The sequence below is a fragment of the Vallitalea sediminicola genome (assembly GCF_054408565.1).
Map to the genome: position 1 here is coordinate 64755 of NZ_BTPT01000037.1, position 25964 is coordinate 90718.

A 25964-nucleotide genomic window follows, 5' to 3' on the forward strand; every position below is an offset into this window, starting at 1 on the left:
ATATAATTAGAATAGGTATAAATGATTATTTTAGAATGATTTATAATTTGTAACTTGGCTAATCAATCTATAAAGTATATAATATTTTATATAAATAACAATGGAGAATGATGATGGATATTAAAGAAACTGATTTATATGAACCTATATACAATTATTTTACGGATTTAGGGTATAAGGTTAATGGTGAGGTCAAATCAATAGATGTAACAGCTGTAAAGGGTGATGAACTGATTGTTATTGAACTTAAGAAAGTTCTTAATATGAAACTATTGATTCAAGGAACCAAAGGTCAAAGATTAACTGATAGAGTATATCTTGCAATAGAACGTCCAAAAAAAATGTTTTCCAGACAGTGGAAGGACAAGCTTTATCTAATAAGAAGATTAGAACTTGGACTGATATTGGTTTCTTTCAAGGGTAACAAGTCATTGGTTCAGATTGCATGTCATCCAAAGCCTTTTGATAGAAATCAAAGTAAGAAATTGTCATCTAAGAAGAAAAATAATATCATTGCTGAGATTGAAGGACGATATGGTAATTTTAACATAGGTGGAAGCACTAAAACAAAGCTTATGACAGCATATAAGGAAAATTCTATACATATTGCCTGCTGTTTAGAAAAATACGGAGACTTATCACCAAAAGCGCTAAGAAAATTGGGTACAGCTGATAAGACTACTTCTATACTTTATAATAATTTTCATGATTGGTTCAATAAAATAGATAGAGGCATTTATGGAATCAGTGAAAAAGGCGTTGAAGCAATTAAACAGTATAAGGAACTTGCTGATTATTATTATGGTTTATTGGCTAAGGAAGAAGCATAGTGTTATTATAGTAATCAGTAGCTGTACAGCCAGCATGTTGTTTGAACAATCTACTGAAATAATAAGGATTATCAATACCTACAAGATAAGCTATTTCAGTAAATTTCATGTTGGTTGTAAGTATGAGTTCTTTAGCCTTACTAATTCTAAGCATATTGACATAATTAATGATTGTATGACCTGTAAGTTGCTTGAAACATCTATTAAGATAATCATAATTAGAATCAAAATGTTCAGCTATAATCTCACCAGTTAATTTATTGTTATACTCACTATTAATATAATTTAGAACTTCAGTTGCTTTGTGCAAAGGTTTACTTATCTGACTAGAAGAAGATTCTATAATATCCGAAGCAAATTCCCTAGAAATCCTAATCAAAAGATTAAGTAATTCCGTAGATATGATCTCCTTATAATTCTCAATCCGTATTTCATAATTATTAATACACTCTTTTAATTTATTAGAATAATAATCAATATGCTCCAATGAATACTGCTTAGGTAAAAAACAAGTTGAATCATTAGGTAATTCACTGGACAAACAATTACTCGTAGTCGCAATATATCTCCTCCTACGTAATTCATTAACCAATTCACTATCTTTATTAAATTCCTTCAATACCAAACTAGAAAAATGAATATGAAAATACTCACAAGATGCTGATTTATAACCCTTATGAACTTTATTCGGTTCAAAGAAAAAAATATCCTTCTTCTTTAGATGATACCGAACTCCATTTTCCTCTATATACATATCACCCTTCTTAATAACATAAACTATAAACTCATCAGCCTTCCTTTCAAAATGCTTCCACCCCTGATGATAAGCTATCTGCCCAATAAATCTTACAACAGGTAATACATTAGTTCTCATCCTAAAAATCACAAAATCACTTCCCTATAAAATTTAATTGCTAAGTATCAATTAGATATCAATTATATAACAACAACAGAAGTGTAAAGGGTTAAAATCACGCAGACCGACCGCTTCTCAGGGTAAGGCAAGTGATTTTAATCCTTTACACTGACAACTATCCAATATAAAAAAATACTAAAAACCATAATAATATTTTTATTCCCTAGATTAAGTATAATATCTCTTACCAACAATTATCAACCCAAAATAAATAAAAAGTAGGTTTTGTATAAAGAAAGTCAGATTTAGTTATTTTATTATTCCATTCAAGGGCTATAATTATATATATACAGAATCTACTAATTTAGGGGGTAATACAATGAAAATTATAAGAAATACAATGATTGTAGTTCTAACGTTAGGGTTACTATTAACTGGATGTGCTAAAGACACTAAAGATGCAAAAGATAGTGGAAACAATAATACAGAGGGTAAAACAAATCAACAATCTGCTTCTAATGGAGAAAAGGAATCTTCTCAGGAAAAAGTTAAAATAATTTTTTGGCATAACTATGGTGCTGACAAAGAATCGCCATTTTTTCAAGATACAATAATACCAATGTTCAATGAAAAATATCCTAACATTGAAGTAGAAGTTGTAGCACAAGGTAACGACCAATACCGTGAACAAATTGTTATAAGTGCTGGAACTAACACTACACCAGATGTTGCAAGGCTTGATATAACAGACGTTTCTGGTTTAGCTAAAATAGGAGCTTTAATGTCATTTGATGAAATGGAAGGTTTTAACAAATTAAAAGATAATCTATTTGAAGGACCAATGTCTACTAACTATTATAATGGTAAATACTATGGATTACCACTTGATACAAATTGTAAAGCAGCGGTTTTCAATATGAACAAATTAAAAGAACTAGGATTTGAAGATGTTCCTAAAACAATGGAAGAATTCATTGATGCAAGTATCAAAAAAGGTGGATACACATTAAATGTTTCCAGTGCGGGAGAATGGGATTTCTTACCTTATTTCTGGTCATTCGGCGGTGAATTGACTAATGAAGATTTTACTAAAGCTTCTGGTTATATTGATAGCCAACAAAGCATTGATGCAGTGAATAAATTGAAAGAACTTCATGAAAAAGGAATGTTCACTATCAAAGAGATTGATGGTACTACTGATGCTTGGGATGGTATCAAATCTGGAGAATATGCTATGTTTCTTGAAGGACCTTGGTTCTTTGCTTTTACAGGAGATTGGAAAGAATTAGGTTTGAAACCTGCATTAATTCCAACTTACAATAATGAATCAGGTTCAATAGTTGGCGGTGAAAGTATCGGTATATTCAATAGTTGTGAACATCCAAAAGAAGCATTCTTATTTGTCAAATTCCTACTATCAGAAGAAGTACAAGTACTTATGGGACAGGAAATGGGGCAAATGCCTGTTTTAAAATCAGCAGCAAAAAATCCAAAACTAACGAGTGATGAAGTTTGGTCAGTTTATCTTGAACAATTGAATAGTGCCAAAACACGTATTCCTTCACCTGAAAAAGCAACTATTGAAGAATATATAAAGGATGCATTTGACAGTATCCTTACTGGAGCAGCAACAACTGAAGATGGGTTGAAAGAAGCAGCAAAATTAATAGATGAAGTTCTTAGTCAGAATTAACATTAAAGATTTAGAATTGATAAGGGGCTATCTTAGAATACTATATATCCTAGGATAGACCTTATTATTAACTTCATTGGAGGGTCAAGGCGTATGAAAACAAAACTAGTTAAGAAAAGAACACAAAATAAATCAAACAAAATATATAACAAATCTTGGCAAGCCATTATTTTTATATTACCTGGGTTAATATTAGCGATTGCATTTATTTTTTATCCTATGATCAAAAATATACAAATCAGTTTTTCAGATTATGATATCATGTCTGGAAAATTAACATTTACAGGGCTAAATAATTATAAAGAGCTTTTTAGAGAATCTCAGCAACGTTTTTTTACAGCTTATAGAAACAACATTTTGTATGCTGTAGTTGTAACCCCCATAACTTTATTTTTAGGACTTATTATTGCAGTAGCCATTAATTCTATTAAAAAATTTTCAGTTACATTTAAGGTGATTTACTATTTACCAGTAATCACTTCATGGATTATTGCTGGATTAGTATTCAAATATCTGTTTAACCCTGGAATTCAGGGACCAATTAATTATTTACTTGTCAATATCTTGCATATAATTCCAAACCCTATAAATTGGTTGAAAACTGAGTGGGGTGGAAATATATCTATCTGGGTACTTGGAATATGGAAAAATATTGGTTATGCCATGTTGCTGTATTTAGCAGCATTACAAGGAATCAACAAAAGTTATTATGAAGTAGCAGATATAGAAGGAGCAACAGGATTACAAAAACTTAAGAAAGTAACAATACCTCTCATAAAACCAACTTCATTTTTTCTAATGATTCAATTGTTAATAGGTTCATTTAATGTATTTTTACAAGTTCTCGTATTGACAGGAGGAGATCCTAGAGGTAAGACCAGTGTATTACAGTATCTACTATATATACGTACATTCAAGTTATACAAATTCGGTGAAGGTGCCGCTATTGGAATTCTGACAGCTGTCAGTATATTGATTGTTACTTTGATATTGAATAAAAAGATGAAAGTGGATTATTAAAAGGAGATGAATTATATTGAGACGTTTTAGTAAGGCATTCACATGGTTACTTCTTATTTTGGGAGCTATAATTTTTATACTGCCATTTATAATTATGATAGGTAACTCATTTGAAACATTTACATTTTCTTTACCTAATCCACCTAGACTTTTACCTAAGGAATTTACATTAGATAATTTTAAAGAAATTATAAATGTTTATCATATATTTAATTATTTTGGAAATAGTGTTTTTATTACTTTTGTGACAACTATAATTGTCATATTCATTTCTGCTCTATCAGCTTATGCATTTGCTAAGATACCCTTTAGGGGTAGAGAATTATTATTCAAATTATATCTTTTTACATTAATGATACCAGGGGTACTTAATATCATACCTCAATTCATGTTAATCAATGAATTAGGTATGATAGGAACAAGAAGAGGATTAATATTACTGTATGTAGGTACTGGTATATGTGGCAATACCTTTTTCCTACGAGGTTTTTTTGAAGCAATTCCAAATGAGTTAATTGAATCTGTTGTAGTTGATGGAGGTTCGCATTTTACAATATTCAAGAAAATAGTTATGCCTCTTGCAAAACCAGCAATAGGTACTTTGGCAATACTGGTTTTATTGGGCACTTGGGATGACTTTTTAACTGCAAAGATAATATTAGGGGCAAAAGAAAGTTTATTGACATTACCAATTGTAATTCACAGAATCAATGGGCAGCACGCAACAAAATATGGCTTGGTTTTTGCTGCATCAATAATTACCCTTATTCCAGTAATGATTGTCTATACTATAAACCAAAAGTTCTTTGTAGTTGGTGGCATTGGCGAAGGTGCAATAAAAGAATAAAGCTTAGAGGTGAAAATAATGAAAAATACAGATACAAGAAGAATCGAAATTATGGATGTATTTACTGATAAAGCAGTGTATAAGCCAAATGAAAAAGTAAAGATCAATGTAGAGATTAATAATAGAAATAAAGATAATAAACCTTATTATATTGGGTGCAAGATATATCATTTAAATGAAATCATATCCAATACAAAAGAAATTCATGTGCTTAATCAAGGGGTTAATGAAATAGTTATTGAATATTTGCCGCCAGTTATTAAAAATAAAGGTTATGGTGTTGAGATTAAAATTCAAGATGAGTGTAAAGATACTGCTTTTGATGTACTTGAACACTGGAAAGTTAGACCAAGATATGGATTTTTAAGTGATTTTTACAAAGAAGATGAAAAGGATGAAAAAGATATCTCACAGATGTCAAAGTACCATCTTAACGTTGTTCAATTCTATGATTGGATGTATAAACATGAAGATTTGATACCTAGAGAACCTTATTTTATAGACTTATTAGATAGAAAGCTATCAAAGGAAGCTATTTTGGGTAAGATAAAAAGCTGTCATAAATACAATATGGCTGCAATAGGGTATGGTTGTATATATGCCGCTTCCAAGGAATTTTATAAATCCCATAAGAATTGGGCTCTATATACTAATGAAGATAAACCACAAAATCTTGGAGAGTGGTTTTATATAATGAATATTGCTATTTCTTCACCATGGACTAAGCATATTATCGATCAATTTCAAATAACTATTGATAAATTTGATTTTGATGGTATTCATCTTGATACATATGGATTTCCAAAAACAGCGTATTCTAGGCTTAACAATGTGAAAAAAATTGAGAAGCTTGAAGAACAGTTTTTACCTTTTATTAATAGAACATATGATAGCTTAAGGGAAGTAAAGCCAGAAGTTGGTTTGATATTTAATGCGGTTAGTAACTGGGCAATAGAAGCTGTAGCACCTAGTGAACAAGCGGCTTGTTACATAGAGGTATGGAATCCTCAATCTAAATATAGACATTTATATGAATTGATTCATAGAGCTAAGGAATTAAGCGGTAAACAGGTTATTCTTGCAGCTTATCTAAAATGTTTTGATAAGAAATATGACTGTAGTCCAGAAAGTTGTATTAATAGTCTACTTCTTACAACTGCCGTTATTTCAGCTAGTGGAGGGTTTCAATTAGTGTTAGGTGAGAATAATGGAGTTCTATGTGATCCATATTATGTGAACTATGGTAAAATATTAGATGGACATACTAATAAAGTTAGGAATTATTATGATTTTATTGTTCGGTATGGTGACATATTATATGATGTTAATGCTATTGATATTTCCATGACTCATGCAAATGGCATTAATACAGAATACATATTTTCAGGTGGTGAATTTTCCTCATATCCTAAGAAACAATCAGTATGGACACAAATAAGGGAAACTAATAATTGTAAGGTAATTCATCTAATCAATATGATGGGGATAGATAGTGATATATGGAATGAAGAAAAGAGTAATAAACCTAAAAAAGTAAAAGGGATTAAGATTAAAGCTTTGATTGATGAAGAGATATTGGGAGTATATTATGCTACCCCAGATGGGGAGATAGCTAGTAGCAAAACTTTAGAATATACATTGGAATCAATGGATCGTGGACGTTATATTTGTTTTGAAATACCTACAGTTGAATTCTGGGGAATGGTTTATATTAAGGTCAAGTAAAAGTGAATGCTATAACAGTACATATTTTTTTGTAATAATAGAAGAGTTATCTTCATATGTTGAAAATCCTATGGATTAATATATGAGGATAACTTTTGTTTAATTAGGGATTTCTTTTTTTTCTATACTGCTAATTATTATGTATCCAAATAAAACTTGAAATAATGCAGATAATAAGAAAACTTCATTCTTAAAAAAATAATATGGTATTATACCAAATAGACCTAGTATTTTTATTAGGCTTATTAATAGGCTAGGTATACCCATGATAAGTAATCTTGTTGTATTCATCTTTAATTTAACGTGTTCACCTACTTTGGTTAACAGAGACTCTAACCCAATACTCATACCAAATAAGATTCTACCAAGTATAGGTAGTAATAAAACTCTTATATAAAAATTGCTATTATGAAAATTATAATCAACAGGTTTATAATTAGCACTATATTTAAATATTATATAATTTAGAGCACCAATTAATAATATAATCATATATGCTACAATATATGTGGAAGCATTCTTTTTCATAGGCAACACCTTTCTATATAATATCTATTCTTAGTTTATATCAAGCTACTGTTTTTTTACATTTCCATATTTAGTTATTACACTGCCTAAAAATATGAATAGGACTATTAGAGAACCACAGATATAAGTTAAATCTTCTGATTCAGTTTTCAGTATTATGATTCCTAGTAGAATAATAATCTGAGTGAATATAATAAGAATATTATGTGTTGGAGTATTAATGCCCTTTGATAATGTACTTGATAGAATTACTGTTATAATTAACATTATAAATATTGATAAAGCTAGATAGTAGATTAATGACATTTTAATTATCCCTTTCTATAATATTATCTTATTATAGTTTATCAAATTGAAATAATTATAAAAATAGCACTTTAATACTATAATATCATAAAGATTGGATTAATATTATAATTAGCGGTTTAGTTATATTAATAGAATAAAAAGATAGCTGATATAAATAATATATAGCTATTTTAACTTTAGAAATTAATTGGCAAAATAGTTGTTGTTACTATACATAATGAGTATTATTTGTTTTGAAAATGCATTTTATCCCATAAATCGTGTCGTTCGTCAGGATTTATTGTATTTTATTATAAAAAGATATAATATTGAATGAAGATAGAAAGGAGCTAGTTATGGGACAGACAAAATACAATTTGAATACTTTATCTGAAAAAGAAAATGACATAATAGTAAGAACTAAAAGAATAGACTATATTTTTAATAGATTCAAAGTGATTAGGAATTCTATTGACATTGATATTACTAGAAGGGATAATATAGATGACAAATTTGATGATTTGACAAATGATTTTCAAAATATTATTGAAAGTACTTATAATTCAAGTCAAGTTATTAATAAAGCAGTAATAGAATATAGCAATAGCGAACATCAAATACAAAATCTGCTTAACCAATTATTAGATACAAGTACTGATTCACATGATACAGATATGACAAAAACGGACCATGATGAAGTAAGTATAAGTGGTGTTAGTATTCTACAAAACTGGTTTGAACGATTGTATAATCAATTGATAAGTAAAATAACTCATGTAAAGAAGTTTTTTGAGGATAATGGAGTTCATATAAATAATAAAGATTATTCAGAATACTCTGTAGGACAAATCAAAGAGAGTGCTGACTTACAGGATGCAGATATATTATCTTCTTCAGACTTAAATAATGTTATTGGATTAAAAAGTATTTATGCTAATTATGCAACACAAGATAATAAAGAAGATGAAATGTTTGCTATTTTAAGAGCAATAGAGGCTATAAGACAAAAAGATCAATATAATGGATTATATGACTCAAAAGATAAATACGGAACGTATGTGAGTGTATATCAATATCAAAATAAAGAAATTAAATCTAAAATAGAAATTGTGCAAAATGATTTATACATACAAAAAACTGGATTCAATATATTAATGACAGGTTTTGGCTATTTGGCACCACCATATAACGTAATAGCTGCATTAAGTGGAATAGCTCCACAAAGCGGAAAAAGTATACTTAATGAAGATTTGGATTTTCCTAATGCTACAACGATTGGATTAACTATTGTTGGTTTTGATAAGACGTGGAAAGGTTCGTTTTTTAATAGTATAAATGGAATAATGACCCAACATGACTTAAAAAATGCAAAAGGGCAAACGGGTATATCAATTTCAGTTACAAATAATGGGTATATAGAGAATTTTAAATTTACAATGGATAGTAATCATAATTTGCTAGATGCACGGAAAGAAAAAGCCGTAAAAATTTCTATACCTGCACAGTTTAGTTACTTGAATGAAAAACATCCTTCACCTGATTTATGGTTAAAAAACGAGCGTATTAAAATTTGGTTTGAAAACCAATAGAGAGGAGTATAATAGATGAATAAAATGAATTGTCCTTATTGTAATGGACCAATTACTTTTTGGAAACATTTTAATAGCATTGGACCAAAATATGGATACAAATGTCCTAATTGTAAACAGAAGATAGGGGAACCATTTTGGACGAATTTGCCACTAGTAGGTATCGTTTTTGGTGGTTATTTCTTATTTGAAGAATGGTTTAATAGTCATATGATAATAGGTATAATATGTATAGGTCTCATAGTGTTAGTATATAGAATGTTAACAACATTATTTGTTCCTATAGTAAAAAAAGAATAACTTTATTTAAATAAATTATTATCAAACTAACTAAGAAAGGACAACAGAAATGAAAAAATTACTAATAATATTGATAGGTGTAATGACTCTAAATTTATCAGTAGTAGCATATGCTGAGCAATCAACGGATAATAAAGATTTACAAAAAGAAGAGGTTATTGATTTTCAGAAAGCAATAAAAACAAGGTTAGGCAATTACAAAGCTATAAGCAACGATACTACTGTGTATGACTATTCTTTTAGTTCATTAGGTGAATTACATGCGGAAGTTAAGATAAAAGGTAAGGTTATAACACCTTCTCATTCAGATGTTATGCAGTTCCAAAAATCTATCATGAAAAAAATAAAAGACATAGATAAAGAGATAAAAACTTTTTGTCAAAATGAATCTGAAAAAAACAAAATCTATTCAAATATAATTGATGTATTTTCAAATGCGAAGACAATTTTTCAATATAGCCAAGAGCCAATAACCCTTAAAATGGATTGCAAATCCCTAGAGGAAGTACTAGATGCGATAGATAGTAACTTTAGCTGGGCTAAAGCTTTAATTGAAAATGACAGAGAAGCTTTAACAGCATTTAAATATGACCTACCATCAATTGAATATAGAACTGATATAGGTGAGGCAATAATAGACAATAAAGTACCAGAAAAATTTCAAAAAGATTTTGACAGAAATATAACCATTGGAGAGTACTCACAACTGGTATATGAATCAATCAAAGATGATATATACATTGATAGGTTTATTATTAAGGAACCAAGTATAAAACATACATATCCAGATTATGTAAAACTGGCTTATATATTTGGATTTATAGATAAATATAGTGACCTAGATAAAATGCTTACTCGTGAAGAGATGGCCCATATTATTGCTTCAGTAAATGGTTGTTTTAGCAAATGTAATGCTTTTGATTATAATAAGATTAATCCAGAATATCTTATAAATGCAAGTAATGACAATATGAGTTATATTAATCATAAATTTGAGCCTAAGCAATACTATAAGTTGGAAAATGCTATCGTAGATGTTGATAACTTTCATTGTTATAACTATTATATAAGGGGTATATTCCCCAGTGAGTATCTAATGAGTTCAGCTAAAATAACTTTAGAAGGAAACTTAATAGTACTTGATGAAATAAGGGACTTTGATTATATAAAAGATATTTTTACAAAAAAAATAGTTGAAATAGACTTTAATCTATCAACTAAAATGGTTGATTATGGTGCGTTCTATGTGGATTTTGATGTAAAGAAAAGCAAAATATCAATTTTTGCTAAAGAAGGGTGTAGAATTTATTTAAATAAAAACTTTAAAGATAGAAATTATTACTTGATTAATCATTCAATAATTAATAAATATGAACCAAAAGCAGTTGATAAGAAAAGTAAATTTGAAAAGATTACTAAAGGTGATTCAGCTAATCAAGAAATTAGAAGAAAAGTAAAAGAAATTATTAATAAAATAATTAATCCTAAGATGACCGATGAAGAAAAGGTGAAAGCAATACATGATTATGTTGCAAAGACGATAACGTATAGTGGAGAATATGGTTTCACGACAACTGAAGTAGCTCTACATGCATTAAACACAGGAAAAGGAGTTTGTGTTGCCTATGCTACATTATTTGATTATTTATGTGATGAAGCAGGAATATCTAGTCTGATATTATCTGATAGATATACATTCGTAGGTTCACATTCATGGAATGCTGTTTATATTAATGATAGATGGTATCACGTTGATGTAACATGTGATGATGCCAAGAATTCTATAGTTTATACATATTTTATGAAAACCCCACTTGAAGTCATGAGAACTCATGGATGGGAACAACTTGGTAGTATACAATCATGTAATTATCAAAATACAGATCCGATGAATATTCAGTCAACAGAAGAATTAAGACTATATCTTTTGGACTCTGTAGGTAGATCAGAAGTAAATAGTTATGATTATGATATCAGGTTCAAACTAGCTAATAAAGGTATTGACTTGGATTTAGGATTTTTAAAGAATATGGAATTTAATTATGGCTTGTCATTAGATGAAATAACAAATGTTTATACTTTATATAGAATAAAAAAATAAGATGAAAATAATAATATACTCCGTTTATAGTAAACGTTGAAATAATAAAAAGTATATATAAAAGGAGTATTTTTATTGGTTTAGATTTATAAAGCAGTCTAGGAAATATGATTTTAATTATATATATATAGAAAAATATGTACTCAAAAATGCATTTTATCCCATAAATCGTGTCGTTCGTCAGGATTTGTTGAAAATTAATTATAAAAAGATATAATAATGAATGAAGAAAGGAGCTAATTATGGGACAAACAAAATACAATTTAAATGCTTTATCTGAAAAAGAAAATGATATAAAAGAGGTAAATAAAAGAGTAGATTATATATTTGATAGATTCAAAATTATTAAGAATTCTGTTGACACTGATATTATAAAAAGAGATAATATCAGTAACCAATTCAATAGTTTGGTAAGTGATTTTCAAAATATTATTGAAAGTACTTACAATTCAAGTCAAATTATTAATAAGGCAATAACTGAATATAGTGATGGTGAACAACAGATACAAAATCTTCTTAATGGATTATTAGATATAAATAATAATTCATGTAGTACAGATACGACCGAAATGAAACACAGTGAAGCAAGTATAAGTGGTGGCAGTATTTTACAAAACTGGTTTGAAAGATTATATACTCAACTTATAAGTAAAGTAACTCATATAAAGAAGTTTTTTGAGGATAGTGGGGTTTGTATAAATAATAAAGATTACTCAAAGACAGTAGTTGAAGATGAGAGTGCGTTGGAAAGTGATGTATTGGATGAATCAGTAATAGGTACATATAGCAAGTCTGAGTCAGAGAGAATTTTTAGGAAGGTATCAGAAAAAGAAGAATATTTTTATGATGAGGAAAGAATAAAGAAATTACAACAGTATATTCGTGAGAAAGGATTAAATATTGAGGTAACTGGTCAATTAGATAGAGCTACTTTTCAAGCGTTACAGATGATTGGGATTGATGAATTAAAGGAAAATGGGTTTATTAAGGAAGATAGTTATTTGGGAAAAGGTATTAACTTATATACATACATAAAAAACAAGTCCATCATACATGTAAATTTTAGTGGATATTGTAGTGGAATGAATAAAGATCTAAATAATATGTATTTTACAAATCCTCCAATACCTGATTCAAATGCCAGCATAATAGATGTTAAGGCGGAAATATATACATTTAGCTATCTAAATGAGTATTTCAATAATAAGTCGACATATTTTGATAGAAAATTAATGGATGAAACAGTATTATATGAAAACTATAATACTCATATTGTAAATGGATTTATTTCAGCATTAAATACTGCCAACTTAGCATATGATGTTACAAATATAAATAGTATAAATAATTATTCAGGAATAAGAGATTTTGTATTTGGAAAATATGCAGAATATACATCCAATTCTGACGTTAAAAGCTTTAATGCTTTTATGGAATGGACTGGAGTTGCAATAAATCCGTCTATGCTCTTATTTAAAGTTACAATGGATGAAATTAAAGATCCTTTTACGGATAGTAAAAATATTAAAAATAGATGTTTTAATGCTGCTATAGAAGATAATCCATACAATCTATTTTTAATTAAAGCTGATGGATATAGAAAACAATTTATTAATGATAAATACAATATAATGAAAGAGATAAACGAACAAGTAGGTTCTAAACTTAGCAATGATGAAAAATATTTTTATTATAAAGTGTACGAACAAATATCTAATGTTATAGATATGAATGATGCATATGACCGAAATATTAATAAATTAGATAATATGCATGAAATTATTAAAGCAAATTATTATAAGGAAAAAACAGAGAAAGAACAAAAAGAGTTCGAACTATTTTATAAATTATATATTGACAATGGTGGTATAGCTTAATGAAGAAAGGGAAAAAAATGATAAAAAAATATAAAAAATGGATTTTATATATTCTACTTATATTTACAGTATTAATAACATTTTTAATCAATCCAAAATTTAAAGAATATAAATTTGATAAATACGAACAGCGGTATTTAAAAATTTATATTGCTATATTGGATTCGTGTAAAATTGATGACTTACCTAATACTTTAGTTACATCGCAAAATGAAGAGTACATGAAAAAAATAGAATCTCTATTACAAGAAATGAATAGTTTAAATCCGTCAAACCGTTTTTTTGATTTATCATCTGCTAATTTTAACTATGATGAATTAAAACTTTGTATGGATACATTAAAGGATAAAGAGAGTTTAGATGATACTAAGATTAAAGAAATTAAACCAATTATGGTTAAAGCAAAAGCAATAGCTGAGCTTACACTAAAAGAACGTGTGAAAAACTAGAGATAGTATGAGGTACATATTGATACAAGGTAAAATTGATAAATAGAATATAGGTTGATGAAAGTTGGGAGGGTAAACTATCACGGGCCAAACAAAACCAATTACGAAAATTATTAAAGGGTAATTATAGGAAGAGATTTGAAAAAGTAACAGATTAAACGATATGAATATGCCTGATACAGATACCATAAGATTAACAAGAGGAGTAGCAAATGAGATTTACACAGATTAGCTTAATACTTAAGGTAATAATAGCTATAGCATTAACACTTTCGTTGATTTCAATAGTATTTATTAATAACACAATTAAAAAAATTAAATATGATAGATTTGTGAACGCTTTTGAATATAATAGGGCAGAGTTAATGGTGTCTATTGATATTTATGATATTAAGAAAACGTTATCCTTTTAAGATATCAACTATCGTATGTTCATATATGTTAGGAAATGCATCATTTGAAGGGAAAAAAATGGCAGGTCGTTTTTGTGATTTAACCAACATACTCAAAGTAAGCATTAAGTATGTTGGTATTGGTTTAGGAGTACTAATTCTTGCAACAATCATTTTAAAAATTGGGCAAGCTATTACAGGTTTAAATTTAGTAGCGATGTTTTTATAAATTCAAGTATTGTCTAAGAACTTATTTTAAGGTTATATTATTGTCTTTATCATAATTGCTTTTTTTACCCAATTAAAAAATTTATCTTTGGAGAGTTAGTATTAAGCTCTCTATTTTTGACTTTCTTATAAAAATATACGGTCATACAAAGACATAAACACTCAGATATAGGGGTTGCAAACCATACTCCTTTTAATCCCATAAGATAAGGAAGAATCAAAACTAATATTATCTTAAATATGATAGACCTGCTAAAAGAAATAATAGCTGAATATTTACCATTATTTAATGCGGTAAAAAATCCTGATCCAAGAATATTGAATCCATTGATAAAAAATGTAAAACTAAATATTTTAAAGGCTTCAGCAGTCATCTTAATCAATTCTGCATTCTTAGTTTCAAAAAGCGAAATAAGCTGATATCTAAAAATATTGCATACGATGAAAGAAAAAGCACTAATGGTACCTATAATGATAATAGATATTTTTAGCAACTTATTAATGTTTTCAATAAGATTAGCACCAAAATTATAACTTATCAGAGGTTGTATTCCTGTAGCTATACCAATAAAGATTGATGACAATAAGAAATTGATATAGAGTATGATGGATATACTTGAAACACCCAACTCACCAACCAGATTCAATAGAACCATATTGAAAATGAAAGTAGTAATTCCGGCGGAAATACTTGAAACCATTTCAGATGAACCATTGACTAAAGCTTGTCTAATAAAACCAAAATCAATCTTAGTTAAAATAAAGCGGATTTTAGATGACTTAAAACCAAAATAAATGATACCAACTAACCCGTTAGTAAAAGCACCAAGTATAGTTCCAAATGCTGCCCCTTTAATGCCCATATCCAAAGAATAGATAAAAATATAATCAAATAAAATATTTACCAGTCCACCAGCTATAGTTGCAGCTAAAGACAAATTGAATTTTCCTTCTATTCTAAGAAAAACCTCAGTAAACAGTTTTCCAACAAAACAAAAAGATCCTACAAACAGGATAAATAAGTAATCCTTGGCATAAGGAATCATTTCTCCTTTGGCACCTAATATTCTTACTATTTGGTCTGTAAAGAAAATTCCTATAAATAGATAAAAGAAGCAAATAAAAACTAGTACATATATCATACTGCTAAAGTTTTTGTTGGCTTGTTCTATATCCTTTGCTCCAAGATTTATTCCAATGATAGCTGATGCCCCAATAACAACCATAAAGATACTGCCGAATATAAAATTGAAGGCAGGTATAGTTATGTTAAGAGCAGCGAGAGCAGTGCTTCCTAACCTATTAGATACAAAAATACCATCAGTCATAGTATATATGGATATGAATACCATGGAAATAATAGTAGGAAACACAAACTTCAAATAATTTTTTAAATCGATTTTAGTAAAATCTTTATTCATATGTAATTCTCCTTTAGCGTTTATTGACAAGCTATAGTATAAACCTTATTATTACTATAAGGTCAATGGTTAGTTATGCAAAAAATAAATTAAATGTGGGTAGGAGTGATAATATGAAGAAAAAATATAGAATTGGAGAAGTAGCCAAAATAAAAGATATTGATGCACAAACACTTAGATATTATGATAAATTAGAATTGTTATCACCAGAGATAATAGATAAAACAAATGGATATAGATATTATAGTATAGAGCAATTCATGGATGTGGATTGCATAAAATTTTTCAGAATGATTGGGTTTTCATTAAAAGAAATGAAGGAGTTCAAGGAAATTACAGATATAGATGAATCATTAAATATATTAAAAAGCAAAAAGGATATATTTAAAGAAGAAATAAGAAGAAAACAAGCAATACTAAAGAATATGGAAATAATCATACAAGGTATTGAAGATAAAAGGAATTTATATAAAATCAATGGTAGTAATATAGAGATTAAAGAGTGTGAGGATGTATATGGTGTAATTGGGGAATGTAAAACAGCAAATGATTGGTTCGAATTTGAGAAAAAATTAGGTGAACTTACTAAGAGATATCCTAAGTATTCAGAGATAGGTCATAATAAGGATATTCTATTGATTTATAATTATGATTTTCTGAATAGAACAAATCAAGAGGAGATGGAATTTGCTGAAAAAATATTATTGCCTATAGATAGAAATTTTATGGATGATGAAAATGTTGAGAAATATCCATTAGGAAAATGTTTAGTTGCCTATCACAAAGGTTCACACAAATCAGAAGGAAATTTTTTTAATAGAATCCAAGAGTTCATTAGTGATAATAAAATAAACATAAGAGGGGATATAGTAATAACTACTATAATAGATGAATTTATTATAAATAATCCAAATGAGTTTTTAGTTGAAATAAAAGTACCAATTGTTTAATAGAAAGAGATTTAACGTCTTCTATAATAAGAAGGCGTAACTCCATCAATCTTTTTAAAAGTACGACTAAATGAATGTATACTACTAAAACCAAATATATCAGCAATTTCTGTTAAAGAATAATCAGTGAGTTTAATCATCTCTTTGGCTCTTTCAATTCTAATGAACTGATGAAAATGAATAGGAGTCATACCATATGTTTCAGGAGAATAATGTGCTAGAGACTTAGGAAAGGGCTGGAAGATATCTTTCTAGACAAGATGATATGGCTTCTGTAGCCTATTGGTATCAGACATTACCAACTAATCATTTTCCAGATTTACCAAGTAGAGATGAAATGGAAATCATATAGCAATTTAGTAAAAATATTTCTTGACTAATATGTCGGCAACTGATATAATTATGTCATCAGACGATATGTCGTAAGACGACATATAGATAATTATATATGAATGGAGGTATTATTGTGCCAGAGAGTAATGAAAGAATGGCATTGACTGAGGCTGTATTCTATATTTTACTAACGTTAAAAACACCTCTTCATGGTTACGGTATTATGCAGCATATTAGTGAAATAAGTGATGGAAGTGTACAATTAGGAAGTGGTACCCTATATGGTGCTATTAATACTTTGCTTAAGAAAGACTGGATAAAAATATATCACCAAGAAGGTACTAGTCGAAAAAAAAAGGAATATGTAATCACAAAACAAGGTTTGCATATAGCTAATCAAGAATTATTGCGTTTACAACATCTTACCAAATTAGGTGAAGACATTTTAGGAGGTAATAATCATGACTAAGCTAGCTTTTAGATATTTTATGGATTATGAAAAAGAAGAAAAATGGCTTAATGAGATGGAAAGTAGAGGCTATCATTTCCTTAGATATTGTTTTCTGTTTTATATATTTACCATTGGTGAACCTAATATTTACACTTATAGAATTGAATTGTTAGAAAACATGACTACCAATAATGAAAGTAGAAGCTACTTAGATTTCCTAGCAGATACAGACATAGAGCATGTAGCTTCATGGGCAAGGTGGGTTTATCTTAGGAAGGAGAAAGGAAAAGGTTCATTTGATCTTTTTACTGATTTGGATAGTAAATTAAAGCATTTCAGACGCATTTTCTTCTTACAGTTGGGGTTAGCTCCTTTATTATTTGTTAATTTCATCAACTTAATGAATATGACATTTAATGAAGGAGGAGTTTTCTTAAAAATTGTTGATGCATTATATGTAATACTTCTATTCTTTTTTATTATATATGGTTCAAAGACGTATCTCAAAATAAAGAAAATACGTAAACATATGAAGTTGCATGAATAATAAAACAGGGTATTGTATAGAGTTATTATCTATACTTATACCCTGATTTGCTAATGGATAAATTCTCTTATGGAGAACTAGGCGTTGTCTCTTTTGTTCTATATTACTCTTCATAAACTATTGGAATCTTAGCTTCCATTTTGAATCTCCATTTTTCCAGTTTGTCTTTCAGTAAAGATGCTTTTTCAGGTAATTCATCTATTAGATTATGCTCTTCGCTTATATCTTCATTCAAGTCATATAATTCACATTTACCAGTTTCAAAAAACTCAATTAATTTATAGTTACCCATTCTAATTGAAGAACCAGGGGTTCCGCCTTGATTCCCGTAATGTGGATAATGCCAGTAAAGAGCTTCACGTTCAACTTTGTCTCCACCTTCTAGAAGTGGCAATAAGCTAATACCATCTTGATGTTGCTTTGGCATAAGTGGACTATTGGAAGCTTCTAGTAATGTAGGATAGAAATCAGGACTGGTTACAGGTTCATTACATATACTTTCAGGAGCTATGACATTAGGCCATCTTACCAACAGAGGCACTCTTACACCACCTTCATACATCCATCCTTTACCTTCGTTTAGTGGAGCATTACATGTAGGTGAACCCTCAGCCGTTGATAGACCACCGTTGTCTGATGTGAAAATGATTAAAGTATCTTCATCAATGCCTGCTTTTTTTAGAGTAGACAATAGACGGCCAACATTCCAATCAAGATTTTCTATCATAGCTGCATAACTGGCATCTCCTTGAATGACTCTTCTTGTTACTTGTTTATCTCTTTTATGGTAGCAAGGAAAATGTTCTCCAACTATTAACTCATCTTTCTTGTCTATACCTAATGATCTTCGTTTTTGTTTATACTTATGTATTTGATTCTCCTTTGCTTGTATAGGTGTATGCACTGCATAGTAGCAAAGATTAAGATAGAAGGGACTAGAGGTATCTCTATTTTTAATTAGTTGTATGGTTTCATCTGTTAGCCGATCTGTAAGATACTCACCCTCTGGACCATTTTCAAGTGTGGGGATGTCATAAGGGCTAAAATAACCATTATAGGGATTACCATAATAACAACCGCCAATATTGACTTGAAATCCATGCTTCTCAGGGTAATAAGGTTCTTTGCCAAGATGCCATTTACCAACATGCCAAGTTTGATAGCCTTCATTTCTTAGAGCTTCAGCTATGCTGATTTCATGGGGAGGCAAGTGGTCGATGTAAGGTGCATCAACTGAAATACCATGAGCAGGATGACATTTTTTGCTATGATCAATCCAATCGGTTATACCAATGTTAGCTGGGTATTTGCCTGACATGATACTGGCTCTAGAAGGTGAACATACGGGGCAAGATGCATAACCATCAGTAAATAACATTCCTTCGTGAGCCAATGAATCTATGAATGGTGTTTCATAAAATGAGCTGTCATAACAGCTTAGATCTTTATAGCCCATATCATCAATGAGTATAAATATTATATTAGGGTTACTTGCTGTTGTCATATTGATTTCACTCCTTATTATTAGTATAATAGATATAGAAAACAATGGTAAAAAGTAATACTGGTTTTATGGAGATTATAATATAAGTAGTATAATTATAGCATTACGATATAATCATTAACATGTTAAAAGGTGATATAGAATGTTAAAAAGTAATACGGATTTTAAAAATATAAGTAGTTTGATGAATAATATGCTAGATGTATATATGAATGATTATCATATGCAGATAAATGCATGTAATGATTTTAGACTTCCTATAGATTGGGATTTCAAAAATAGGGTCAATCCAGATTTTCATCTTGCTTATGTGAGAAGAGGTTCAGGGAGTTATAATTATGGACTAAATAATTACAGAGATATAATGAAAACAGGTAAAATATATTTATTTTCTACAGGATATTGTCATGGCAGGACTCTTAATAAGCTGGATTTACCTCATATGATACTGCTGAGGTTTAATATGGTTAATAACAATACTAATGAGCCTATAGAAGTAAAAGAACCTTTTGGTTTTTCAATTCTAGATAATCACAGTATATTTCATAATTACCTGACTGCTTTAATCAACAATTATCATAACCCTACTAAAACACATGGTAAGAAAATTGCTATGTCCATTCTAGAACAGATATTATATGAATTAGCTGAGAATATCATGTCATTACAAGTTCCCAGAAATATAGATAAGAGATTAAGAAAAACGGTAGAACATATACAGCTCAATATTCACAGACACATAGCACTAGATGAACTATGTCATATAGCAGGTCTTAGTAGAAATTATTTTAGAAAGCTATTTAAAGCAGAATATGGACTATATCCAAAAGCATATATGATTAATATGCGTCTTGAAGAAGCAGAACGTCTACTTATGAAGACTGAATATACTATCAAGGAAATATCCCAACTATTAGGATACAGTGATCCCTATAGTTTTTCTAAACAGTATAAAGAGAAGAGAGGATACCCGCCATCTTTATATAGAGCCAATGGTAAGAATTAGTCTATATAGAAAATAGCATTTTTTTTGTTTATAGCATTTTTTTAAATAGTTTGAATGAGCTTAATCAAGTAAAAAATTATCAGATTAAAAATATACTATGTTTATTAAAAATAAATCCCTCAAATACTATAGTTATTATTATATAATTCTTTATGTAATAAAAAATACTATTCCAAGGGGGAATTTTTTATGAAGAAAATTATAACTGTACTCTTAGTCATTGCTATGGTATTATCTTTTGCTGGTTGTAAAGCAGAGAAAAAAGAAGAATCAGGTACAAATGCAACTTCAAATGAAGCTCAAAAAAGTTATGAAGATCAATTGTACATTGAAGTTTCAGCATTAGGTAATTTAGATTATTTTTATGACCATAAGATGGGTATGAAAAAAGCAGGAGAAGAATTAGGTGTAAGGACTGAATATGTGGGACCTGCTGAATATGACATGAATGCTATGGTGGCGGCTTTTGAACAAGCTATATCCAAGAAACCTAATGGTATTGTTGTTGTTGGTTTTGAACCATCTTTGAATTCAATAGTAGATAAGGCAATTGAAGAAGGTATACCAGTAGTTACAGTTGATGCGGATCTTCCAGATTCAAAAAGATTAGCATTTGTAGGAACAGGTAATATAAATGCTGGTATGACTGGAGGAAATTACTTAGCAGAAGAAATAGGTAAAAAGGGTAAAATTGCTATTATGACTAAACCTGGTCAATCCAATTTGGAAGAACGTGTTGAAGGTTATAAGAGAGCTTTTGAACAATATGCAGATATTGAAGTAGTTCAAATAGCTGATACACAATCTGACCCAGTAGTGGCAGCTCAAGCAGCAGCAACATTATTACAAAAATATCCTGATCTGGCAGGTATCGCATGTGTAGAGGCAGCTGGTGGTTCTGGCGCAGCAACAGCTGTTAGAGAAGCAGGTCTTCAAGGAAAAGTTAAAATAATTGCTATGGATAGAGGTAATGAAGTATTAGAAGCAATTGAAGAAGGTGTCATTACAGCATCAGTAGCTCAACAAACAGCATTAATGCCATATTATGCAACTCAGCTATTATTCAATTTAAATAATAGTAATGTAGAAATAACCAGTGACAATAAAGCTGCTGGAGTACTTGGAGTACCAACAATGGTTGATACTGGAGTTGTTATTGTGGATAAAGAGAACTATAAACATTTTATGAGGTAATACAATAATTAAGAATTATACAGTTTTATATTAAAATTATAATAGATAACTATAGGGGCTGTGTCAAAATACATTTTTTATCTGATAACTACGTTAAAAATATGTTTTGAATGACAGCCCCATATAAATAGAAAGTTGGTGAAATATTGCTTGAATATATATTGGAAACCAAAGGAATCATTAAAAATTTTCCTGGAGTGAGAGCTTTGGAACAAGTAGACTTGAAGATTGAAAAAGGCGAAGTTCATGCTTTGGTAGGTGAAAATGGAGCAGGAAAAAGTACTTTGATGCTTACGTTAGGTGGTATTCACAAGCCAGATGAAGGTGAGATTCTAATAGAAGGTGAAAGAGTCCACTTTGATTCTGCTCATGATGCTAATTCAAAAGGAATCAGTGTAGTATATCAAGAATTAAGTTTAGTACCTAACTTAAGTGTTGCAGAAAATATCTTAGCTAATCGTCAACCTGTGGGTAAGTTGAAGTTAATCAAGAAAAAGGAACTTATACTGAAAACTAAAAAGATGTTAAAATTATTCGACATTGATTATATTGATCCAATGATGTTAGTTAAAAACTTATCTATAGCAAATCAGCAGGTCGTTGAAATATTGAAAGCTATTTCTTTTAATCCCAAAATATTGATTTTGGATGAACCCACCTCTTCGTTAACGGAAATAGAAGTCAATAGACTATTTGATAATATTCGTATGCTGAAGAAGAAAGGAATTTCATTTATATATATTTCCCATCATCTTCATGAAATATTTGAAATAGCTGATTCAGTAACCATATTAAGGGATGGAAAATACATTTGTAATGCGAATGTAAAAGACATAGATGAAGATTTTTTGATAAGGAATATGGTAGGTAGAGAAATTGTAAATATGTATGGAGAAAGAAAAGAAGACCCAAAAATTGGAGATACCATTTTTGAGGTTAAGAATATATCAAAAAAAGATACATACCATGATATTAATTTTTTGGTGAAACAAGGTGAGATTGTTGGATTTGCTGGATTGGTTGGAGCTGGACGTACTGAAATTGGAAGAGGAATATTTGGTGCTGAACCAATTGATAGTGGTGAGATATATCTGGAAGGAAAGAAATTGAGGATAAAATCTCCAAGTGATGCCATAAAACATAAAATCAGTTATCTAACAGAAGATAGAAAGACACAGGGACTGTATCTAGATTTTTCAATCAAATCTAATTTTATATCCAATAAATTAGATGATTTTACTTCAGGAATCTTTATCAAGGACAATAAAGTCAATAGATCTGTAGAGGGATACATAAAAGAATTTGGTGTTGTAACACCTAATGCAGATCGTAACGTATCTAATCTATCAGGAGGTAACCAACAAAAAGTTTTATTAGGGATGTGGTTCGGTATCCATCCAAAAGTATTAATTGTTGATGAACCTACAAGAGGTGTTGACGTTGGAGCTAAAAGCGAAATATATGAATTACTAAGAGAATTAGCTAGTAAAGGAACAGCGGTTATAGTCATTTCTTCTGATTTGCCAGAAGTATTAGGTATTAGTGATCGAATCATTGTTATGAAAGAAGGTCATATCGTTGGTGAATTGTCTAAAGAAGAAGCGGATGAAGAAAATGTAATAGCATTGGCTACAGGAGTAGATAAATAATTTTGAAGGAGAGTGAGTTTATGGAAGTCATAAAACGAATTACAAAAATGAGAGAATTCATGATTTTTTCTATAGTATTTGTAATTTTTATTGCTATGAGTTTTGCATCACCTTATTTTTTGAACACAGGTAATATATTAGCTCTTTTACTGGGCTTATCATTAGAAACTATTATTGCAGTGGCAATGGCTAATCTAATGGTTAGTGGTGGCTTTGATATGTCAGTTGGATCTGTTGTGGGATTTGTAGGTGCAGTTGTAGCATTAACCATAAGAGCAGGAATACCCGTTGTACTGGCAGTACTTATAGGACTTATTATTGGAGGGGCAATAGGGTGTTTTAATGGATTTATCATTTCTAAAATAGGTATTAACCCTTTCGTTACAACATTAGCTAGCTTAAGTTTATTTAGAGGATTAACTCTAATTTTAACAAAAGGACAAAACATTACTGGGTTAGGTAGAACCTTCAAAGCTATAGGACAAAGTAAATTATTAGGTATACAGGCACCAATATGGTACGCAATCATTCTTGTAATCATAGGAGATATTTTGCTTCGTAAATCTAGATTTTTTAGACAAAACTATTATATCGGTGGAAATGAAAAAGCTGCAATATTATCAGGAATCAAAGCTAGCAAAATGAAAATATTGAATTATTCATTAACTGGTTTATTAGCTGGATTTGCAGGAATAGTTATGGCATCTAGGTTGGGTGCAGCTTCTGTAACAGCTGGTACAGGGTTGGAACTTAGAGTTATAACGGCTGTTATCATTGGTGGAGCCAGCTTAAGTGGTGGTGAAGGAACAGTAGTCGGTGCATTTTTTGGTGCTGTTCTAATGGCCCTAATAACTAATGCTCTTACTTTACTTGGAGTTGATGTTTATTGGCAGACATTTGTCATCGGTGCTACATTACTTATAGCAGTACTCATTGATCAGGCGGGGAAAGTAAGAAAAGAACGAAAAAAAGATAAATAATAATGAGGAGGTTATACTATGTCATATACAAGTTTTGAAAGAATAAAAAGAACATTGGAACATAAAGAACCAGATAGAATTCCTTTTGATATTGGTGGAAGTGTTTTAACAGGAATGAATAAGGTATGTTATTTTAATTTGAGAGATTATCTGAAAATGCCTCACAAAGAAATTGATATATTAGATGAAATGCAGCAACTTGCAAGAATAGATGAGGATATGAATAAAAGACTTAAGGTAGATGTACGTTGTGTAGACCCATTACCTCCTACTAAAATTGGATTATACAAGGCACCTGTAATAGATGGGAAATATTATAAGAGAGTGGATGAATGGGGAATTGAATGGAAAATGCCTATGAATCAAGGATTATACTATGACATGGTAAAAGGTTCTCTAACTGATTCGAATTCTATTACAGACATTGATAGTTTCCCTTGGCCTGATCCAATAGATGAAGGTAGATTCAAGAACATGAAGGAAAAGGCAGATAAATATGTTTATGAAGATAAAAAAGCTTATATATTAGGTAGACAATATGCTGGTATATGGGAAACTGCACTTTGGATGTCCGGCTATGAAAAGTTCTTTATTGATATGGCAATCAATGAAAAATATGCTCATTCTCTAATGAATAAAATTACAGAATTAAAAATGCAGTATTGGGAGAGAGCATTAGAAGAAGTCGGCGAGAACGTATTGATAGTATCTGAGGCTGATGATTTGGCAACACAGAATAGTTTGCTTTGTTCGGTAGATATGTATAAGAGATTAGTACATCCATATCACAAGAAGTTATTTGAATTCATAAAGAAGAAAGCAAAGAAGAAGGTCTATATTTTTTATCATACATGTGGTGCCTGCAAACCTCTAATTCCTTATTTAATAGATGAAGGTGTTGATATATTGAATCCAGTACAAGTCAATGCTAGTGATATGGATACCAAAGTATTGAAAAGAGAATTTGGAAAAGATATCACTTTCTGGGGTGGTGGAGTCGATACTCAACAAGTATTGCCATTCGGTACACCTGAGCAAGTTAGGGATGAAGTCAAGAAACGAATAGAGGATTTAGCAAAAGACGGAGGATTTGTATTTTCTGCGGTACATAATGTTCAAGGAGATGTACCACCAGAAAATTTTATGGCTATGTGGGAAACTTTACAAGAATATGGTAAATATTGATTGAACCTAGATGTTATTGTG

The 25964-nt window shown here is 29.8% G+C and carries 26 protein-coding genes; 20 read left to right on the top strand and 6 right to left on the bottom strand.

The window, feature by feature from the left end:
• Window positions 1–113: 113 nt before the first annotated feature.
• On the top strand, window positions 114–830 hold the full coding sequence (locus ACX6CF_RS16065; protein ID WP_458786366.1) for a DUF2161 family putative PD-(D/E)XK-type phosphodiesterase: 717 nt from the start codon (window positions 114–116) through the stop codon (window positions 828–830).
• Here ACX6CF_RS16065 and ACX6CF_RS16070 read toward each other — a convergent pair.
• Entirely contained in the window at window positions 814–1716 is a 903-nt protein-coding gene (locus tag ACX6CF_RS16070; protein WP_458786367.1) for an AraC family transcriptional regulator, read from the bottom strand. The two genes, ACX6CF_RS16065 and ACX6CF_RS16070, sit on opposite strands and share 17 nt — an antisense overlap.
• Window positions 1717–2065: 349 nt before the next feature.
• Here ACX6CF_RS16070 and ACX6CF_RS16075 point away from each other — a divergent pair, with 349 nt between their 5' ends.
• The 4 genes from ACX6CF_RS16075 to ACX6CF_RS16090 all read left to right on the top strand — a co-directional run bounded on the left by ACX6CF_RS16075 (window position 2066) and on the right by ACX6CF_RS16090 (window position 6971).
• The gene (locus tag ACX6CF_RS16075) at window positions 2066–3379 is read left to right on the top strand and encodes an extracellular solute-binding protein (protein ID WP_458786368.1); all 1314 of its coding nucleotides are present in this window, start codon (window positions 2066–2068) and stop codon (window positions 3377–3379) included.
• Window positions 3380–3472: 93 nt separating this feature from the next.
• On the top strand, window positions 3473–4399 hold the full coding sequence (locus ACX6CF_RS16080; protein ID WP_458786369.1) for a carbohydrate ABC transporter permease: 927 nt from the start codon (window positions 3473–3475) through the stop codon (window positions 4397–4399).
• 16 nt (window positions 4400–4415) lie between these two features.
• Window positions 4416–5246 carry a carbohydrate ABC transporter permease gene (locus tag ACX6CF_RS16085; RefSeq protein WP_458786370.1) on the top strand — a complete coding sequence of 277 codons (831 nt, stop codon included), beginning with the start codon at window positions 4416–4418 and terminating at the stop codon, window positions 5244–5246.
• 18 nt (window positions 5247–5264) lie between these two features.
• A complete protein-coding gene (locus ACX6CF_RS16090; protein ID WP_458786371.1) occupies window positions 5265–6971 on the top strand; it encodes a glycoside hydrolase family 66 protein in 1707 nt (568 codons plus the stop codon).
• A gap of 99 nt (window positions 6972–7070) precedes the next feature.
• Here ACX6CF_RS16090 and ACX6CF_RS16095 read toward each other — a convergent pair whose 3' ends face one another.
• On the bottom strand, window positions 7071–7499 hold the full coding sequence (locus ACX6CF_RS16095; protein WP_458786372.1) for a hypothetical protein: 429 nt from the start codon (window positions 7497–7499) through the stop codon (window positions 7071–7073).
• A 45-nt stretch (window positions 7500–7544) separates the two neighbouring features.
• Entirely contained in the window at window positions 7545–7805 is a 261-nt protein-coding gene (locus ACX6CF_RS16100; protein WP_458786373.1) for a hypothetical protein, read from the bottom strand.
• A 338-nt stretch (window positions 7806–8143) separates the two neighbouring features.
• Here ACX6CF_RS16100 and ACX6CF_RS16105 point away from each other — a divergent pair, with 338 nt between their 5' ends.
• The 7 genes from ACX6CF_RS16105 to ACX6CF_RS16135 all read left to right on the top strand — a co-directional run bounded on the left by ACX6CF_RS16105 (window position 8144) and on the right by ACX6CF_RS16135 (window position 14724).
• The gene (locus ACX6CF_RS16105) at window positions 8144–9376 is read left to right on the top strand and encodes a hypothetical protein (protein ID WP_458786374.1); all 1233 of its coding nucleotides are present in this window, start codon (window positions 8144–8146) and stop codon (window positions 9374–9376) included.
• Window positions 9377–9391: 15 nt separating this feature from the next.
• Window positions 9392–9676, top strand: a complete 285-nt coding sequence (locus ACX6CF_RS16110; protein WP_458786375.1) for a hypothetical protein — start codon at window positions 9392–9394, stop codon at window positions 9674–9676.
• A 49-nt stretch (window positions 9677–9725) separates the two neighbouring features.
• Window positions 9726–11777 carry a transglutaminase domain-containing protein gene (locus ACX6CF_RS16115; RefSeq protein ID WP_458786376.1) on the top strand — a complete coding sequence of 684 codons (2052 nt, stop codon included), beginning with the start codon at window positions 9726–9728 and terminating at the stop codon, window positions 11775–11777.
• Between the two features lie 242 nt (window positions 11778–12019).
• Window positions 12020–13654, top strand: coding sequence for a hypothetical protein (locus ACX6CF_RS16120; RefSeq protein ID WP_458786377.1), 1635 nt, complete (start codon window positions 12020–12022; stop codon window positions 13652–13654).
• The gene (locus ACX6CF_RS16125) at window positions 13654–14103 is read left to right on the top strand and encodes a hypothetical protein (protein ID WP_458786378.1); all 450 of its coding nucleotides are present in this window, start codon (window positions 13654–13656) and stop codon (window positions 14101–14103) included. The genes ACX6CF_RS16120 and ACX6CF_RS16125 overlap by 1 nt, the downstream gene beginning before the upstream one ends.
• 212 nt (window positions 14104–14315) lie before the next feature.
• Window positions 14316–14516: a hypothetical protein gene (locus ACX6CF_RS16130; protein WP_458786379.1), complete on the top strand. Its 201-nt coding sequence runs from the start codon at window positions 14316–14318 to the stop codon at window positions 14514–14516.
• Window positions 14517–14574: 58 nt separating this feature from the next.
• On the top strand, window positions 14575–14724 hold the full coding sequence (locus tag ACX6CF_RS16135) for a hypothetical protein (RefSeq protein ID WP_458786380.1): 150 nt from the start codon (window positions 14575–14577) through the stop codon (window positions 14722–14724).
• A 64-nt stretch (window positions 14725–14788) separates the two neighbouring features.
• Here the strand turns inward: ACX6CF_RS16135 and ACX6CF_RS16140 are convergent, their stop codons facing one another.
• The gene (locus ACX6CF_RS16140) at window positions 14789–16144 is read right to left on the bottom strand and encodes an MATE family efflux transporter (RefSeq protein WP_458786381.1); all 1356 of its coding nucleotides are present in this window, start codon (window positions 16142–16144) and stop codon (window positions 14789–14791) included.
• A 113-nt stretch (window positions 16145–16257) separates the two neighbouring features.
• Between ACX6CF_RS16140 and ACX6CF_RS16145 the strand changes: the two genes are divergently transcribed.
• The gene (locus ACX6CF_RS16145) at window positions 16258–17094 is read left to right on the top strand and encodes a MerR family transcriptional regulator (RefSeq protein ID WP_458786382.1); all 837 of its coding nucleotides are present in this window, start codon (window positions 16258–16260) and stop codon (window positions 17092–17094) included.
• An 11-nt stretch (window positions 17095–17105) separates the two neighbouring features.
• Here ACX6CF_RS16145 and ACX6CF_RS16150 read toward each other — a convergent pair whose 3' ends face one another.
• Complete coding sequence (locus ACX6CF_RS16150; protein WP_458786466.1) at window positions 17106–17339, bottom strand: helix-turn-helix domain-containing protein; 234 nt, start codon at window positions 17337–17339, stop codon at window positions 17106–17108.
• A 221-nt stretch (window positions 17340–17560) separates the two neighbouring features.
• Between ACX6CF_RS16150 and ACX6CF_RS16155 the strand changes: the two genes are divergently transcribed.
• Complete coding sequence (locus ACX6CF_RS16155) at window positions 17561–17896, top strand: PadR family transcriptional regulator (protein WP_458786383.1); 336 nt, start codon at window positions 17561–17563, stop codon at window positions 17894–17896.
• Window positions 17889–18425 carry a DUF2812 domain-containing protein gene (locus tag ACX6CF_RS16160; protein ID WP_458786384.1) on the top strand — a complete coding sequence of 179 codons (537 nt, stop codon included), beginning with the start codon at window positions 17889–17891 and terminating at the stop codon, window positions 18423–18425. Before ACX6CF_RS16155 ends, ACX6CF_RS16160 begins: the two co-directional genes overlap by 8 nt.
• Window positions 18426–18528: 103 nt before the next feature.
• Here the strand turns inward: ACX6CF_RS16160 and ACX6CF_RS16165 are convergent, their stop codons facing one another.
• Window positions 18529–19929, bottom strand: coding sequence for a sulfatase (locus ACX6CF_RS16165; RefSeq protein ID WP_458786385.1), 1401 nt, complete (start codon window positions 19927–19929; stop codon window positions 18529–18531).
• Window positions 19930–20071: 142 nt separating this feature from the next.
• Here ACX6CF_RS16165 and ACX6CF_RS16170 point away from each other — a divergent pair, with 142 nt between their 5' ends.
• From ACX6CF_RS16170 to ACX6CF_RS16190, 5 genes are all read left to right on the top strand, one after another.
• The gene (locus ACX6CF_RS16170; protein ID WP_458786386.1) at window positions 20072–20935 is read left to right on the top strand and encodes a helix-turn-helix domain-containing protein; all 864 of its coding nucleotides are present in this window, start codon (window positions 20072–20074) and stop codon (window positions 20933–20935) included.
• 189 nt (window positions 20936–21124) lie between these two features.
• A complete protein-coding gene (locus ACX6CF_RS16175) occupies window positions 21125–22129 on the top strand; it encodes a substrate-binding domain-containing protein (RefSeq protein WP_458786387.1) in 1005 nt (334 codons plus the stop codon).
• Window positions 22130–22335: 206 nt separating this feature from the next.
• A complete protein-coding gene (locus ACX6CF_RS16180; protein ID WP_458786388.1) occupies window positions 22336–23778 on the top strand; it encodes a sugar ABC transporter ATP-binding protein in 1443 nt (480 codons plus the stop codon).
• Window positions 23779–23798: 20 nt separating this feature from the next.
• Window positions 23799–24758, top strand: coding sequence for an ABC transporter permease (locus tag ACX6CF_RS16185; RefSeq protein WP_458786389.1), 960 nt, complete (start codon window positions 23799–23801; stop codon window positions 24756–24758).
• A gap of 18 nt (window positions 24759–24776) precedes the next feature.
• Window positions 24777–25943, top strand: a complete 1167-nt coding sequence (locus ACX6CF_RS16190; RefSeq protein ID WP_458786390.1) for a uroporphyrinogen decarboxylase family protein — start codon at window positions 24777–24779, stop codon at window positions 25941–25943.
• Window positions 25944–25964 lie beyond the last annotated feature (21 nt).

Coding starts and splice junctions, on each gene's coding strand:
- ACX6CF_RS16135 (WP_458786380.1), top strand. CDS start 14,575: ATGGCAGGTCGTTTTTGTGATTTAACCAACATACTCAAAGTAAGCATT.
- ACX6CF_RS16115 (WP_458786376.1), top strand. CDS start 9,726: ATGAAAAAATTACTAATAATATTGATAGGTGTAATGACTCTAAATTTA.
- ACX6CF_RS16185 (WP_458786389.1), top strand. CDS start 23,799: ATGGAAGTCATAAAACGAATTACAAAAATGAGAGAATTCATGATTTTT.
- ACX6CF_RS16190 (WP_458786390.1), top strand. CDS start 24,777: ATGTCATATACAAGTTTTGAAAGAATAAAAAGAACATTGGAACATAAA.
- ACX6CF_RS16075 (WP_458786368.1), top strand. CDS start 2,066: ATGAAAATTATAAGAAATACAATGATTGTAGTTCTAACGTTAGGGTTA.
- ACX6CF_RS16110 (WP_458786375.1), top strand. CDS start 9,392: ATGAATAAAATGAATTGTCCTTATTGTAATGGACCAATTACTTTTTGG.
- ACX6CF_RS16120 (WP_458786377.1), top strand. CDS start 12,020: ATGGGACAAACAAAATACAATTTAAATGCTTTATCTGAAAAAGAAAAT.
- ACX6CF_RS16160 (WP_458786384.1), top strand. CDS start 17,889: ATGACTAAGCTAGCTTTTAGATATTTTATGGATTATGAAAAAGAAGAA.
- ACX6CF_RS16145 (WP_458786382.1), top strand. CDS start 16,258: ATGAAGAAAAAATATAGAATTGGAGAAGTAGCCAAAATAAAAGATATT.
- ACX6CF_RS16130 (WP_458786379.1), top strand. CDS start 14,316: ATGAGATTTACACAGATTAGCTTAATACTTAAGGTAATAATAGCTATA.
- ACX6CF_RS16090 (WP_458786371.1), top strand. CDS start 5,265: ATGAAAAATACAGATACAAGAAGAATCGAAATTATGGATGTATTTACT.
- ACX6CF_RS16105 (WP_458786374.1), top strand. CDS start 8,144: ATGGGACAGACAAAATACAATTTGAATACTTTATCTGAAAAAGAAAAT.
- ACX6CF_RS16100 (WP_458786373.1), bottom strand. CDS start 7,805: ATGTCATTAATCTACTATCTAGCTTTATCAATATTTATAATGTTAATT.
- ACX6CF_RS16140 (WP_458786381.1), bottom strand. CDS start 16,144: ATGAATAAAGATTTTACTAAAATCGATTTAAAAAATTATTTGAAGTTT.
- ACX6CF_RS16175 (WP_458786387.1), top strand. CDS start 21,125: ATGAAGAAAATTATAACTGTACTCTTAGTCATTGCTATGGTATTATCT.
- ACX6CF_RS16170 (WP_458786386.1), top strand. CDS start 20,072: ATGTTAAAAAGTAATACGGATTTTAAAAATATAAGTAGTTTGATGAAT.
- ACX6CF_RS16165 (WP_458786385.1), bottom strand. CDS start 19,929: ATGACAACAGCAAGTAACCCTAATATAATATTTATACTCATTGATGAT.
- ACX6CF_RS16125 (WP_458786378.1), top strand. CDS start 13,654: ATGAAGAAAGGGAAAAAAATGATAAAAAAATATAAAAAATGGATTTTA.
- ACX6CF_RS16095 (WP_458786372.1), bottom strand. CDS start 7,499: ATGAAAAAGAATGCTTCCACATATATTGTAGCATATATGATTATATTA.
- ACX6CF_RS16080 (WP_458786369.1), top strand. CDS start 3,473: ATGAAAACAAAACTAGTTAAGAAAAGAACACAAAATAAATCAAACAAA.
- ACX6CF_RS16065 (WP_458786366.1), top strand. CDS start 114: ATGGATATTAAAGAAACTGATTTATATGAACCTATATACAATTATTTT.